Origin of the sequence: Aporhodopirellula rubra, assembly GCF_014192335.1 — a bacterium.
In the GTDB taxonomy this organism is placed as follows: Bacteria; Planctomycetota; Planctomycetia; order Pirellulales; family Pirellulaceae; genus Rhodopirellula; species Rhodopirellula rubra.
In genome coordinates, this window is the sequence record NZ_JACHXU010000027.1 from 97,109 (window position 1) to 112,309 (window position 15,201).

The 15,201-nt window shown below is 55.8% G+C and carries 9 protein-coding genes and 1 pseudogene; 6 read left to right on the forward strand and 4 right to left on the reverse strand.

Annotated features, from left to right (window positions below; all coding sequences use genetic code 11):
* Positions 1 to 14: 14 nt before the first annotated feature.
* Positions 15 to 1,637: a sulfatase-like hydrolase/transferase gene (locus FHS27_RS26450; protein WP_246420975.1), complete on the reverse strand. Its 1,623-nt coding sequence runs from the start codon at positions 1,635 to 1,637 to the stop codon at positions 15 to 17.
* Between the two features lie 60 nt (positions 1,638 to 1,697).
* Between FHS27_RS26450 and FHS27_RS31230 the strand changes: the two are divergent.
* Together FHS27_RS31230 and FHS27_RS26455 are read left to right on the forward strand one after the other, a co-directional pair.
* Positions 1,698 to 1,908: pseudogene (locus tag FHS27_RS31230) on the forward strand (hypothetical protein); the annotation flags it as partial.
* 589 nt (positions 1,909 to 2,497) lie between these two features.
* Positions 2,498 to 3,898 (forward strand): Gfo/Idh/MocA family protein, encoded by a 1,401-nt coding sequence (locus tag FHS27_RS26455; RefSeq protein ID WP_184308715.1) that lies wholly within the window; start codon positions 2,498 to 2,500, stop codon positions 3,896 to 3,898.
* A gap of 131 nt (positions 3,899 to 4,029) precedes the next feature.
* Here FHS27_RS26455 and pgi read toward each other — a convergent pair whose 3' ends face one another.
* The 3 genes from pgi to FHS27_RS26470 all read right to left on the reverse strand — a co-directional run bounded on the left by pgi (position 4,030) and on the right by FHS27_RS26470 (position 8,194).
* Positions 4,030 to 5,658, reverse strand: a complete 1,629-nt coding sequence (gene pgi / locus FHS27_RS26460; protein ID WP_184308717.1) for a glucose-6-phosphate isomerase — start codon at positions 5,656 to 5,658, stop codon at positions 4,030 to 4,032.
* A 145-nt stretch (positions 5,659 to 5,803) separates the two neighbouring features.
* Complete coding sequence (locus FHS27_RS26465) at positions 5,804 to 6,799, reverse strand: universal stress protein (protein WP_184308719.1); 996 nt, start codon at positions 6,797 to 6,799, stop codon at positions 5,804 to 5,806.
* Positions 6,800 to 6,835: 36 nt separating this feature from the next.
* On the reverse strand, positions 6,836 to 8,194 hold the full coding sequence (locus FHS27_RS26470) for an ArsB/NhaD family transporter (protein WP_184308753.1): 1,359 nt from the start codon (positions 8,192 to 8,194) through the stop codon (positions 6,836 to 6,838).
* A 257-nt stretch (positions 8,195 to 8,451) separates the two neighbouring features.
* Between FHS27_RS26470 and FHS27_RS26475 the strand changes: the two genes are divergently transcribed.
* Genes FHS27_RS26475 through FHS27_RS26490 form a run of 4 tightly spaced genes read left to right on the forward strand, consistent with a single transcriptional unit; the run spans position 8,452 to position 15,182 of the window.
* Entirely contained in the window at positions 8,452 to 8,976 is a 525-nt protein-coding gene (locus FHS27_RS26475) for a sigma-70 family RNA polymerase sigma factor (RefSeq protein WP_315854704.1), read from the forward strand.
* Positions 8,973 to 10,682: a LamG-like jellyroll fold domain-containing protein gene (locus FHS27_RS26480; protein WP_184308723.1), complete on the forward strand. Its 1,710-nt coding sequence runs from the start codon at positions 8,973 to 8,975 to the stop codon at positions 10,680 to 10,682. The genes FHS27_RS26475 and FHS27_RS26480 overlap by 4 nt, the downstream gene beginning before the upstream one ends.
* On the forward strand, positions 10,669 to 13,728 hold the full coding sequence (locus FHS27_RS26485; RefSeq protein WP_184308725.1) for a DUF1553 domain-containing protein: 3,060 nt from the start codon (positions 10,669 to 10,671) through the stop codon (positions 13,726 to 13,728). Before FHS27_RS26480 ends, FHS27_RS26485 begins: the two co-directional genes overlap by 14 nt.
* 5 nt (positions 13,729 to 13,733) lie before the next feature.
* The gene (locus tag FHS27_RS26490) at positions 13,734 to 15,182 is read left to right on the forward strand and encodes a DUF1501 domain-containing protein (RefSeq protein WP_184308727.1); all 1,449 of its coding nucleotides are present in this window, start codon (positions 13,734 to 13,736) and stop codon (positions 15,180 to 15,182) included.
* Positions 15,183 to 15,201 lie beyond the last annotated feature (19 nt).

A 15,201-nucleotide genomic window follows, 5' to 3' on the forward strand; every position in this document is an offset into this window, starting at 1 on the left:
GAGGTCGACCGAGCCTACAATCCGACGTCTTTGGGAGGGAACTTTTTCAGCGTGGCGGCATGAGCTTTAATTTTTCCGAGCACGCTGGCTAACCAAGCGTTGCGGCGATGGCCTACTGGAGATTGTTCCTTGGGATCGATGTAAAGGTTGAAGTACCAACCCGCCAAGCCCGCATCTTGGACCGTTGAATAATCGATGTGCATGTGCTCGGACTGTGGCACGATAACTTTCATGTGCAGTTTGTACTCACGCATGCGACATGCCATCAATTGGCTGCCCCACCAAAAGTAGACGGCTTCGCGGGCGGACTCACCGTTGTCTGAGAGAAGGAAGGAGGTTTGGTCGATGAAGTCGTAATACTTATCGTCGGCGAGTTTCTCGGTTGAAACGCTGGCGAGGTTCAATGCGACTCCGAACAGGTCCATCAAGTCAAATAGTCCGTCGCACTCTCGGCCTGGTTGAATCATCCCCTTCCAATAGGCGATACCTGGGACTCGCACTCCGCCTTCAAACGTGGTTCCTTTGGCGCCGCGAAAGGGCGTGTAACCGGCGTCCGGCCATCCGTCCATCTGTGGTCCGTTGTCGGATGTAAAGAAGATGAATGTGTTCTCCAGAACGCCCACTTCATCTAATGCTTTTACGATGTTGCCGACATGCAGATCCACTTCCGCAACGGCTTCCTTGTAGAAATATTTTGCTGCACTGAGGGGGCCCAGGTCGGGATTTGGGAAGTTGTCGCAGTGGACCTTCATGAAGCAGTGTTCGATAAAGAATGGTTTGTCGTCTTGGGCCAGTTCCTTGATTCGATTAATGGTGAATTCTGCGAGTTTAGCGTCCGCTCGCCCCATGTCTTGCGTGGAATTGATTTGCTCGAGCGTTTCTGTCCGTCCTCCCTTGAAGCCGTGTTGAAGATGGTCGTCGGGTTTGATCGTTTCGAACGCAGTCCTGAGTTCGGGATCGTTTACGAGGTCCGGAAATCGTCGGCCGTCTTTACCTTGGGTGATCTCCTTCTGGGCTGAGTAGAACCCGTAGAACTCATCAAAACCGATGTCATGTGGACGCATGCCTTTGGGTTCGCCAACATGCCATTTACCGGTGAGAAGCGTGTGGTACCCCGATTCGCTGAGTAACGCGGCCAAAGAGGTTTCATCCGCCCACGGGTTTTTAGTCAGCTTATCCCCGGCGAGAATCGGTCGCGTCAGGCCGGTTCGCACGGGAAGACGACCGGTCAGGATTGCCGAACGAGTCGGTGTGCACGTGTGTTGTGAATAACACGAGGTGAGCTTTAAACCGTCACGTGCGAGTTGATCAATGTTGGGAGTCGCAGCGCCGATGGCCCCGCCACCGCCGTAGCAGCCTGGGTCGCCATATCCCATGTCATCAACGATTAGCCAGAGGATGTTAGGTTTTTTGCCAGCTTTTTCTTCAAGGGAAGCTAGCTTTTGCTTTGCGGTCTCGTCCTGTTCAGGGCGCGGGATCGAGGCTTCGCGATTGGAATTCGTTTGAATCGATCGGTCAAAAGTAGCCGTCGGGTGGTCGTTTTGTGTGGGCCTCGATGGTGACTGAGCAGCGGCAGGATTGATGCCAAGGCTCAGCGTGCAACCGAGAAAGAGTATGACTGTGGCGATGCGAATCATCGAAGATAGCGTGATGGGGAGCATGGAAGCAGTCGCAATCAAAGGAGTAATGGAGAAGAAATGTCTGTGGAATTGCGCCGATCAATTGGAAGCATCCCAGTCATTGTTAAGAGATGGTCTCGCGGAGGGAAGAATCAGCCCTCGCAGCTTCCTTTTTTCATCGGGGGCAACCGACGGGGAGACCATCATGAATGAAATTAGTCTTTTGCAATCTCTTGGGCAAGTTTCAGCGTCGGAGACCGGGAGAGTCTTTCGAGATCCTATCCCCGGCCCACAGCTCTCGAGAGAAGTGCCCAATATGTGCATGGGCAATGTAGAGAGGCGGACGAGTGGTCCTGTCGTACCATCCCAATGTGCGGCGTCGTGAACCAGATGATTATGTTATTCGACGAAGGACCAGGTGATGTGTTTGCAAATGGAAAATCAGTTGGCGGTCCTCGGAGATGAATGCTGTGATCCGAGTTAGGTCAGCGGCAGTAACGAATGAATAATAAGAACGTAAATCCGTACGCATCAAGCATTGGCGACGTCTTTACCAGTGCTGGTTGCGAAACAGGAGATGCGACGCTCTCGATGTCGCCGTGGATTTTAAGAGGTTGGATGGATGAAGTTGTGCTGCCCTTGGAAGTTCGTTGGTACTGGGATTTTGCTCGCATTGGGAGTTTGCTAGGGCGTGCGAACCAGGAATGGACGCCACTGTTGGTGCGGAGACTAGGTCGGACGTCGTGTGGGTGATTTGCGGGAGGGGGCGGTCTGCGACAATGCGTGCACTGCAAAGTGCCGGATTGCGGTGTTAGATCTGATATTATGGCGAATCCATCCCGCCAACATTTCCTGCCTTTCGAATGCGTGGAGCAGCCATGACCACCCTCAATACGCCCGCTAACACTGTCGTCTCGACATCTCAGGCATCGGATCGACGTCGTTTCTTGCAAGCCACCGGGGTCGCGGTCGCAGGGGCCGCAGTCGCGGGAAATGTGGTGCAGGGGGAGACGGCCCGGTCAGTCCATGTTGCTGAAGACAGCATGATTCGGTTGGCCCTGATTGGTTGTGGGAGTCGTGGAACGGGCGCGGTGGTCAATGCTCTCGAGACGAGCAATCAAGGACCGATCTCTCTTTACGCAACGGCTGATTTGGACGCGAAGAACGTTGAGCTACGCCTGCGTTCTCTTAAGCACAAGTATGCCGACAAGATCGACGTGCCCGAAGAACGCCAATTCATTGGTTTTGATGCCTACAAGAAGGCAATCGATGTTCTTAAGCCGGGAGACATCGCGTTATGCACGACACGTGCGTACATCCGTCCGGTCCACGTTGAGTATGCCGTTAGCAGAGGCATCAACGTGTTCATGGAGAAACCATTCGCGACCGATCCGAGGGGACTCCATCGAATGCTGCGTGCGAGCGAGTTAGCGGAAAAAAATGGTGTAAAGATTGCAGCGGGTTTGCAATGCCGGCATTCACCCGCTCGCGCCGCCTTGATCGATCGAATCCGTGAGGACGCGATCGGAGACATCTCGTATATCTGCGCAAATCGGTTGGGCGGCCGTCGATGGTTGGGCGACCAACGAGACAAATCAAACGTTCTGACTGAACAATTGCGATTTGGGAAAACCGGATTGTTGTGGATTGGTTCAGGACACATGGTGGATTTCTTAATCCATCAAATCGATGAGTGTTGTTGGTTGATGAATGATTGGCCGGTGTCATGTCACGGTATGGGTGGTCGTGAAGTCGGCAGCACTGATCGTGGTCAGAACATGGACACCTATTCGATGGAGTTCACTTTCGCCAATGGCAAGAAAGCGTTCTGCGGGTTCCGGCGCGCCCAGGGTGGTTTTAATGAGTTTGCGACGTTTGTGCACGGCACGAAGAAGGCCGCGCAGTTTTCCGGTAAGGTGCACAAGGCGACCGTCCATGTGTACAAGGACCAGGTCATTAGCGACAACAATATCGAATGGTCGCCAACGCCGGACGCACATAACCCGTGGGACTACGAATGGATCTCGCTCATCAATAGCATCCGCAATGACTTGCCTCACAATGAAGGCAAGCGTGCGGTGTATTCTGACTACGCGAGCTTGATGGGACGCGCCGCCTCGCATCTCAATCGGGTCGTTACGTGGGATGAAATCGTCAATTCGAAGTTCCAGTTTTGTGATCGACTCGACGAATTAACGGTCGACAGCGCGCCGCCAGTCGTGGCAGGCGAAGAAGGCTATTTTCCGCAGCCTGGGACTCGTAATTGGAAAGAAATCTAGCACCGGATTGAGCTCTGTTGCCATTTGTATTCACGAAAAACGCCACCTTTCATAGGAAGGGTGGCGTTGGTCGTTTGCCAGCATCCGTCAGGATGCTGGCGATCGTATTGCGACGCCCGTAGCGGGGCGGGCTATCGACGCATCTTGCGATAACGCTCGATCAGTGCGTTCGTTGAACTGTCGTGTTGCAGTTCACCATCGCTTTCACCGGAGAGTTCTGGGATGATCGCTTTGGCGAGCACTTTCCCGAGTTCCACGCCCCATTGATCGAACGCGTCAATGTTCCAGATCACGCTTTGGACGTAGACGCTGTGTTCGTAGAGTGCCACCAATTTGCCGAGCATGGCGGGAGACATTTCGTCGCCGAAGAGGGTGTTCGATGGACGGTTGCCTTCAAAGACGCGGTGGGGGACGAGCCAGTCCTGCGTGCCTTCGCTCTTGACCTCTTCGGCAGTTTTGCCGAACGCGAGTGCTTCGCTTTGTGCGAGAACGTTGGCGATCAGGATGTCGTGATGAGATCCGATGGGGTTGAGTGATTTTCCGAAGGCGATGAAGTCGCACGGAATTAAACGCGTGCCCTGGTGGATCAATTGATAGAACGAGTGTTGGCCGTTGGTGCCGGGTTCGCCCCAATAAATCAGGCCGGTTTCGTAGTTTACTTTTCGCCCGTCGACGGTCGTCGACTTCCCGTTGCTCTCCATCGTGAGTTGCTGCAGGTAGGCGGGGAATCGCTTGAGGTACTGTTCGTAGGGAAGCACGGCGGTGGTTTCGACGCCGAAAAAGTTGGAGTACCAAACCGACAACATGCCCATCAGGACGGGAAGGTTTTTCTCCAGAGGCGCGGTGCGGAAGTGTTCGTCCATTTGGCGGAATCCGCTGAGCATTTCGCGGAAGCCCTTGGGCCCGATTGCGAGCATCGTGGACAATCCGATTGCGGAGTCCATCGAATAGCGACCGCCGACCCAGTCCCAGAATTCGAACATGTTGGCGGTGTCGATGCCGAACTCGGAGACTTTTTCGGAGTTGGTCGATAGGGCGACGAAGTGTTTCGCGATGGCCGATTCGTCACCGCCGATCTGATGCAGCAACCACGCGCGGGCGGTGTTGGCATTGGTCATCGTTTCGATCGTCGTGAATGTTTTCGATGCGACGATGAAGAGGGTTTCCATCGGATCGAGGTCCACGACCGCTTCGGCGAAATCGGTGGCATCGACGTTGCTGATGAAACGGAACGTGAGATCGCGTTGGCTGAAGCTCTTGAGGGCTTCATATGCCATCACCGGGCCAAGGTCCGATCCGCCGATTCCGATGTTGACGATGTTGCGAATCGGTTTGCCGGTATGGCCGACCCAACTGCCATTGCGGACGCGGTCACAAAAGGCTGACATTTTGTCGAGCACCGCGTGGACTTCGGGGATCACGTTTTCGCCGTCAACGAGGACGTTGGCATCGGCGGGGCTGCGGAGGGCGGTGTGCAGGACCGCACGCCCTTCGGTCAGGTTGATCTTTTCGCCGGAGAACATCGATTCAATGCGGCTGGGCAATTCGCAGGCACGTGCGAGATTGAGCAGCAGGTCGACGGTTTCGGCGGTGATGCGGTTTTTGGAATAGTCCAGGTACAAACCCGCACCCTCGACGGTCAACGTTTTGCCACGCGCCGGGTCGGAGGCGAACAGATCCCGCAGATGCGTGTCCTTAAGTGTTTCGAAGTGCGAAGAAAGGGCTTGGAATTGTGGCAGGTTCTTGAGAGTGTCGGGCATAGGTCGTGTCGGTGGCGAGGTGGCGGAATTGGGAGCGACTATGTTTTAGTTCAACGTGCGGATTCCTCGAAGGGTGCTGATTTCGCGGAAGGTGACGCTCGTTGCACAAGGGGATGGAACGCGGGCGAATTGGCGAGAAACGGGGCTATTCTTCGCTCTTCACATGTCCGGCAACGACGAGGACCGGGTGAGGGCTGCGGCGGATTCGGTCGATCACGAACCCCTGTGTGAATCGGTCGTCTACTTCGAGCGGCAAGACGATCAGCTGTTGGTGGGTATCCGAAAGTGGGTGTGGAGGGGCCATTTCACCGGGTTGCGGCAAGAGGTGGTATTGGATGCCGAGGTCGTTTGCGGTCTTGTTCATCGCCGCGTGTAGATTTTGGTGCGTTCGGGCGAGGACGTCCGCGAGCATTCCGACATCGAATTCTTTATCGGGGTCGACGGACTCGAGGATCGCACGCACGTTTTCGAAGTGTTCTTTTTCGACGACGAGATTGAGCGAGACTTCGCCTTTGGGTTTTGCCAGTCCGAACGCCCAGGCGGCTGCGCGGTTTTCGACATCACATTCACTGCCGACGAGCATGCTGACTCGCTGCGAGCATTCGGCGAGTGCTTGATCAGGATGTCGGATCACGAGAAACGGTACCGAGCATCGTGAGAGCAGCACATCGACGACCGTGCCCACGCTGTCGGCGCCGACTTTGCCGAACGAGCGGCCGAAGGGGCACGGCACAATGAGAAGATTGACGTCGTGGGTCCTGAGTGAATCCAGGATCGCTTCGAAGGCCTCGCCCGACGGCCTCGAAATCGCGCGGGCACCGGTAATTTGTCCGGCCGTTTGCGTCGCCAAATCGCTCGGCGGGTGAGGAGACGATGGGGTGGGCGGTGCTGCGTTTGCGTCGGGGGAGCTGTCGTCCGTGGCGGTCTCGCGAGCGTCGAGCACCAACGTTTCGGTGTTGCAAACGTTACGCAGGTGATTGGCCGATGCGATCGACGTCGGGTCTTGGTCGGACCCGTCGAGTACCAACATCACTCGAGCGGGGCGGATCGGCGTCAAAGGAGTCGCCGATCCCACGCGGGCACGCTCGAACAGTCGCATCGAGTCGTCTACGTCGCGGTCAAAGTCAGATGCATCGTCCATCGCTGGTGAGCCTGAATAGTTGAGAAAAGAGGGAGGTTAGGACTGAATCGCGGGAATCCATCCCTGCCAGTGCAACATCATCACATAGAGGATTGCACCGATGACTTGGATCAACATGATCGCGCCTCCGAGTTTCAAGAACGTACCCCATCCGACGTGAACGCCGGCTTCCTTTTTTAGGGCGTAAATTGCAATCACGCAGGAAATAGAACCGATCGGGGTGCCGTTTCCGCCGAGGTTACAACAAATGATCAGCGTCCACCACAACGGCTCGGCAGGCACGCCCGTGTCACCTCCGGAGATGTCTTGGACGATCGGGATCAGGGTCGCGGCCACCGGGATGTTGTCGACGATCGAGCTGGCGACGGCCGAGAAGACGCCCATCAAAGGGATCAGCAATGCGATTTGATTTCCCGAGAACGCGATGACCTGTTCGGCCACCCATTTCAGTGCGCCTGTTTCTTTGACGCAGCCGATGATCACAAACAGTCCCATGAAGAACAGGATCACGGTCCAGTTCACTTTGCCGATCGCGTCCTCAACGCCTTTGCCGGAAAACAACAACGCCGCCGTTGCGCCAACCATGGCGATGAAATCCATTCCTACCCCGAGCGGTTGTGCGAGTGCGAACCCGCAAACGGTCGCGATCAGGATCGTGGCACTGCGAAAGAGCACGCGTCGGTCTTCCACCATCGCCCAAGGGTCGAACCCTTCGATTTGTTGTTTGAGTGCCGCTTTGTCCGATTCGGATTGTTTCCATGGAAGATCGTTGCGAAAGAAGAATCGCAGCCCGATGATCGCGATAACCAAACTGAGCGCCGCGTAGGGAAGCGAGACTTTCAGGAAATCGACGTAGGGGATCGAGGCTGCCGTGCCGATCATGATGTTCGGCAACCCGCTGGCAAACGTCGCGATCGCTCCACTGTTGGCACAGATTGCGACCGACAGAAGCAGAGGCATCGGTTTGTAGCCGAGCGAGCGGCAGATCACGAGCACCAAGGAACTCAGGATCAACATCGCCGGGACAATGGTCAGGACGCTGACGAAAAGGAACGTGACCACACAGAGGGTTACGAAAAGCGATCCGGCTCGTCCTGCGGTCAAACGAACGATCCACATGCTCAGGAAGTGGAACAGGCCGCTTTTGCCGACGACGTCGACGAGGATCCCTGTGCCGATGATGACCCCGAAAATGTTGAGGTCCTCTTTGATGAATTCGTAGACCTTTGAGTACGGGAACAAGTCCAATGCCATGCTGAGAATGATCAACACGGCGGCGCCACAGAGCGCCGCGACGGTCTTGTGAAACCTCTCGACCGCGACACCCACAAACGTCGCCATCATCACGCCGGCAAACAGCAGCATGACCCAGGCGGGTGACGACGCGGTCGGCATCTGGGTCAGTGACGACGCCAGCGATCCCCAGGTCGATACAGCGTCCCTAACTGGTTCGCAGGTCACGTATTCAGTGAGAAGCATCAGGGTGGGTCTCCGTGGTGAATCGACGTTGGGCACACACGTATGCCAGAAAACACCGGGCATTTTGCCTGATTTTGGTAATATGGGCCATCCCGCTGTAACCTTCGCGGATGTGGTGGAAATAGCTTCGATCACGAATCCACGTGACGGGAATTTATGCGACGAGAATTTATGTGACCGCAGAAAACCGAACCGAACAATTTGTACAGCACCTCACCGAGCATCAATCTCGGTTGTATGGGTATGTGTACTCGTTGCTGGGGAATCATTCCCGGGCGAGTGATGTGGTGCAGGAAACCAATTTGGTCCTGTGGAGAAAAATCGATGAATATGATCCGGCGAAACCTTTCTCGTCTTGGGCGTTCGGGATCGCCCGGTATCAAGTCCTCTCGAGTCTTCGGGACCAGGGACGTGAGCGGGTTCTCGTTGACTCAGAACTCGCCGAACAACTCAGCGGCATTCTCGAAGTCGAAATGGATCGCTTGGACGACTATCGGACGCCACTGCGACATTGTCTGGCCCGACTCGACGAAGAGCACCGGGCGCTCATCCATCAGCGATACTTTCGGGAGCAATCGATTGCTGATATTGCCGCCGCCCTCGGGCGAACCAGTGGCGCGGTGAAAGTCGCACTAACGCGTGTGCGGCAAAAACTCTTTCGATGTGTCTCCGAACAATTGAATCTGAACGAACTGTGAACAATCCATTCGAAGAACTCGAAGGCCTCCTCAGCGAATGGGAAGCCGGAACCCTCGATGACCGGGGTGTCGAACGTTTTCGCGAAATACTTCGTGACGACGAAGCGGCACGCGTTCATTTTGCGCGACTGCAAACGTTCAACATGGTTTTGATGTCGGAAGCGGGCAGTGGTGAGAGCATGGCGATGCCAACGCAGACGCAATCTCGCGCGGTACCAGAGACAGTGGCAAAGACGGCGGAGTCGTCGGTCGGTGCATCGACATCGGAGATCGCTAACGTTCCGGATCGTTCGGCACGAGTGCTGGCATTCGTTGTCGGTGCCCTTGCCGCGAGCCTGTTAGTGGCTGCATTTCTATGGCGACCTGGTCGGGACGCGGCTTTCGCGGGAACGGACGAGCGTCCCAGTGCAACCAGTGTTGATGAGGGCAATGCGCCAGCGTCTGAGCCATCTTCCCGTGGTGTTGCGATGGTGACTCAGTTGGTCGGTGTCAACTCGCATGCTGACGGGCGAGCGTTAACCACCGGTCAGGCTTTGGTGCCAGGTGATTTTGAAATTGAACGTGGTTTGGTGCAAATTGAGTTTTTCTGCGGAGCGACGGTGGTCCTTGAAGGACCCGCGCAGTTGGAGTTGGTTACGTCGGATCTCGCTCGATTGAGTCATGGCAAGTTGCGCGCTCAGGTGCCGCCGGCGGCTCAAGGGTTCACGATCGAAGCGGACGACTTGCGAGTGGTGGATTTGGGAACCGAATTCGGTGTCGCGGTATCGGCAGACGGAGCGGACGTCGAAGTGTTCGATGGTGAGGTGGAGGTGCATCACGCGAACGACCCCGCTCGATTGCTAGAGAAAGGCGACGCGGTGATGCATGACCGGGGCGGTTCGTTCGAAAAGGCGACCGCGCGGCCGGATCGATTTGTCGATATCGAATCGTTTCATCAGCAAGTTTCCACACGTCAGTCGAATCGTTTTGAAGCGTGGAAACGTTGGTCTGAATCTTTTCGCAAGGATCCGCGGTTGATCGCGTATTACGACTTCGACGATCCCGGGAGATGGAATCGGCGATTGCCGTGCCGTATTGAGCCGGTCAATCGCGGGCTCGACGGGGCAATCGTGGGCGCTGTGCCATCGAAGGGGCGTTGGGATGATAAGAGTTCGTTGGAATTCAAACATCCGGGCGACCGCGTCCGGGTGTCGATTCCCGGCGAATACCGATCACTCAGCTTTTCCGCGTGGGTGCGAATTGACAGCCTCGACCGTTGGTACAACTCGCTATTCCTCACCGATGAATACAATGAGGGGGAGCCGCATTGGCAGATACTCGATACCGGTCAATTGTATTTCTCGGTGCGCAAGCAAGGTGCGGGAACCGGAACGAATAACAAACGTAAGGTTCTCTCGCCGGTTTTTTGGGAGCCGTCTTTGAGCGGAAAGTGGCTGCATTTATCAACCACGTACGACGTTGATCAATGCGTTGTGCGACACTATCTCAATGGCGAGTTGCTTCACGAGCAGTCGATCCCGCCGGATCAAGTCGCGACGACGACTCGATTTGGTCCCTCGACGATCGGAAATTGGACACGACCCAATCGCCCCGATCTCGACTTTGCGATTCGTAATTTGAACGGCAGTATCGATGAGTTTGCAATTTTTTCGGAGGCACTCTCCGCGTCAGAAATTCAGGAGATGTACGATCATGGAAAACCCTAAGAATTTCGATGCGAACCGAGAGTCGAACTCGACCGGTACTCTGGTCGCGATTGTGGCGTGGCAACGCCGAGGCGAATTCGGTCGAGCGGGAATGTTTCTGTCTATCCCGTTTGGGGCGGCGTTGTTGTGCGGCGCCGTCATGCTGTTGGGCACAGTGATGTGGGCACCGGGGGCTCACGCGGAAACGAAATCGGCGGAGGACATCATCGCCGGTCAGCGTCTCTTTACATTGAAGGTGTTGCCTCTCTTCACCGAGAAATGTTTTGGTTGTCACGGAGCCGACGCCGAAAAACGTCGGGGTGATTTTGACATGCGGACCCGCCAAGCGTTGTTGGACGGCGGCGAAACCGGAGACCCCGCGATCGTGCCGGGCGATCCAGACGAAAGCCTCTTGGTGCATTCGATCGAATGGCAATTCAACGAGATGCCGCCCAAGGAGAATGACCGACTGTCACAATCGCAAATCGATGCGGTACGACAGTGGATTCGTCTCGGCGCGCCGTGGCCGGACGAGGAAACGCAAGCCGCGATGCGTCTCGAAGAGTCCACACGTGAGGTTACGGCGGATGGTGTCCTCGTCAGTACGAGTGGCGGCACGTCGGAGCAATGGACACTGCGGCGTTATGACGTTGATGATTTGTGGGCGATCCAGCCAATCCGAACGGAATCACACGTGTCCCGCAGCGACGCGATCGACACGTTCATCGGCCGACGAATCGAAGAAGCGGGTTTTTCACCGGCACCACGGGCAACGCCGATCGAACTGATTCGGCGAGCAACGTTCGATCTTACCGGGTTGCCGCCATCGCCCGAGGAAGTCGATGCCTTCGTCGACGCGAGTGAATTGAATCCGAGGGCGGCGTGGGAGGAATTGGTGGATCGTTTGCTTGCCAGCCCACAGTATGGCGAGCGTGCGGCGCAGCATTGGCTCGATGTCACTCGTTACGCCGATACCGGCGGGATGGCCAACGATTACGAACGGTCCAACATTTGGCGATACCGCGACTACGTGGTGCGATCCTTTAACGAGGACAAGCCCTACGACCAATTTATCGTTGAGCAAATTGCCGGCGACGAGTTAGCGGACGAGTCGGTTCGTCGTCGCCTGGTCGATGAACTCGGTGACGATGCGGAGGTGGATGAAATCGAACGCCGTGTTCATCAGGTTCGGTTGCGAGGGGAGTACACCGCTGAGGAAGCCGAAGCAATCGTCGCGACCGGCTATCTCCGGATGGGCCATTGGGATAACGCGATGATCGAAAAGGACGAGGCACGTCAGATCTTTCTCGATGACATCGTGAACAACGTCGGGCAAACGTTCTTGTCGACAACACTGCGATGCGTGAAATGTCACGATCATAAGTTTGATCCGATTCCGACACGTGATTATTACCGGATGTATTCCGCATTCTCGGCAACTCAAATGGCCGAACGTCCGGTGCCGTTCTTGCCTGCAGAAAATCGAAACGGATTCGACGAAGGCAAGCTTCATGTCGAGCGGATGCTCGAATATGCGGAGACCAAGATGAACGACTTGATCACAAAGCAGGAAGCGGCGGCGCGAAAGTGGTTCGAGGAACACGATCTTCCTTACAAGAATGAAGACGAGCGAAAGAACCTGCCGGATGAGGAAAAACCGCCTCGGCATATTGGTCTGAATCACATCGAACAGGGGCGGCTCAAGGTTCGCAAGCAAGACGAATGGATTTGGAGGCGTCGACTCGAGCGATACCAGCCTATGGCGCAGAGTGTCTTTAACTCGGCGGACAAAGGGATCGCGATCGGTGCTCGGAAATTGCGGATGCCCCAAAAGGTCAATCTCAACCAGCGTACGGAATCGTATATCTTGACCGGGGGCGCGTTGACCGCGCCTGGGGATGCGGTTGGCCCCGGCGTGTTGAGCATGACCGCGTTGGCGGTGAATGCTGGCGAGACACGTGAGGATGCCTATCGGCTTACCGACGAGATCAACGGACGGCGGTTGGGGCTTGCCCGGTGGATCGCAAGCGCGGACAACCCGTTGACTGTCCGCTCGATTGTGAACCGCCTTTGGCAATCGCATTTCGGGACGGGGCTAGCAGCGAACGCAAATAATTTTGGTGGCAAAGGTGCCAAACCGACGCATCCCGAAGTACTCGATTTTCTCGCGGACGATTTCTTACGCGGTGGATGGAAAATCAAGCGGATTCATCGTCGGATCATGATGTCCGAGGCGTATCAACGCAGCAGCTATCACCCGAACCATGACGCTCTGGCTGACGTTGACCCAAACAATGAGTTGTTGACGTCGTTCCCCATCCGCCGACTCACAGCGGAAGAGTTGCGAGACGCGATGCTCGCAATGACGGGCGAATTGAATCTCGAAATGGGAGGTTTGCCGATCAGTCCGGAAATCAATATGGAGGTGGCGTTGCAACCGCGAATGATTCAGTTTTCGCTAGCCCCGGCTTATCAACCGTCGAGGTTGCCTGAACAGCGGAATCGTCGCTCGCTCTACGCGTATCGGGTTCGCGGTCAAGCCGATCCGATGTTGGAGTTGTTCAATCAACCGAATCCGAACGAGTCGTGTGAGCGTCGTGACGTCGCCGCAGTTTCTCCTCAGGCGTTGACGCTACTAAATAGCGATTTGATGACCGATCGATCGATTGCGATGGCACTGCGGTTGCAAAATGGTGCGCCGGAGAAATTCACGGACGACGAACAGGATCGCGAGATGTCGACCACGCTACTGGTGGAAGCTGCGTTTCGAATCATGCTCGGCCGAACACCGCGACCGGACGAGTTATCAAGGCTGAGTGAATACGTCGCGGACATGCGGGTCTATCACTCGAACGTTGAACCGGTTCCCACGCAGTATCCCACCGAAATTACTCGTTCGCTCGTTGAGGAGTTCACGGGGAAGCCGTTTGAGTACACCGAGATTCTGCCGGTATTTGAGGATTACGTCCCTGACGACAAGGCGGCCGATGTTCGTCCGGATACTCGCGCGTTGGCAGATCTTTGCTTGCTCTTATTTAATACCAACGAATTCCTATACATCCGGTAGAAACTATGTCTCATTCCATTTGTTCACGACCGGCTTCGACGTCCGCGACGCGGCGTAGTTTTTTGTATGGGCTCGGTGCGTCGCTCGGTTCGGTCGCGTTAACCGACCTTCTCGCGGCGGAGTCCGCCGCGGACGCGACCGCGATCAGTGCTGCCGCAGGTGGTCCGTTGTCTCCTAAACCACCGATGCATCCCGCCCGAGCCAAGGCGGTCATCATGCTGTTCATGGAAGGCGGTCCCGGGCAAATGGACACATTCGACCCGAAGCCAGAACTAACCCGTCTTCACAAGACGGAGTCGAAACGGACGACCGGTCAGGAGAAGGGATTTAAGTTCTTTGTCGGCAGTCCGTTTGGATCACGCAAAGTCGGCAACGCCGGATTGGATATGTGTGATCAGTGGACGCACATGGCGGACCCGTTTGTCGCCGACGAGTTGTGTAACTATCGCGGGTTGCAGGCGGAGTCGTTGAATCATCCCGAAGCGTTGTTTCATATGAATACCGGCAGTCGGCTCGGTGGCGATCCTGCCCTCGGTGCGTGGTCGACGTACGGGCTCGGCAGCGTGAACCAAAACCTGCCTGGTTATGTTGTGATGACGGAGTTAGCGCTTCCTCAAGGAGGTTCGGGGAACTGGAGCAACGGTTTCCTGCCTGCTCATTTCCAGGGAACTCGTCTGCGTCCGGAAGGTTCACCGCTTTTAGATTTGTCACCGCAATCGTTCAAGAGTCGCGAGCACCAACGCCGTGCCTTGGATGAACTCGCGTTGTTGAATCAATCGCATCTCGAGTCCATTGGTGCCGGACGCGGTGATCTCGCGGCACGAATGGAAAGCTATGAATTAGCGTATCGGATGCAAAGTGAAGTGCCCGGTGTGATCGACCTAAACCAGGAGTCGCAAGCAACGCTCGCGATGTATGGGATGGATGACCCCGACACCGAAACGTTCGGACGCCAATGTTTGATGGCCCGGCGATTGGTCGAAAACGGTGTGCGATTTGTTCAGATTTTCAGCGGTGGTTGGGACAGTCATGACTATCTCGAACGTGGGCATTCGTCGCGGATTAAGAGCGTCGATAAACCGATGGCGGCCCTCATTCGAGACTTGAAGCAGCGTGGCATGCTCGACGAAACGTTGGTGATTTGGACTGGGGAATTCGGACGCACACCGGATAACAACAAACGCGGTGGTGTCTATTCACTCGGACGAGGACACAACAATAACGCGATGACTATGTTGATGGCCGGCGGTGGCGTCAAACGAGGTGCCGTTGTTGGGGCGACAGATGAGATCGGCTCCACGGCGGTCGAATGTGTGCATCCGATTCGTGACCTACACGTGACGTTGCTGCATCTACTCGGTCTCGATGACAACAAACTGACGTACTTTCACGGCGGTCGATACAAGCAACTCAGTCAGTTCGGCGGCGAGGTGATCACGGAATTGCTTGCCTAGGACGCATCGAAACAGAGTT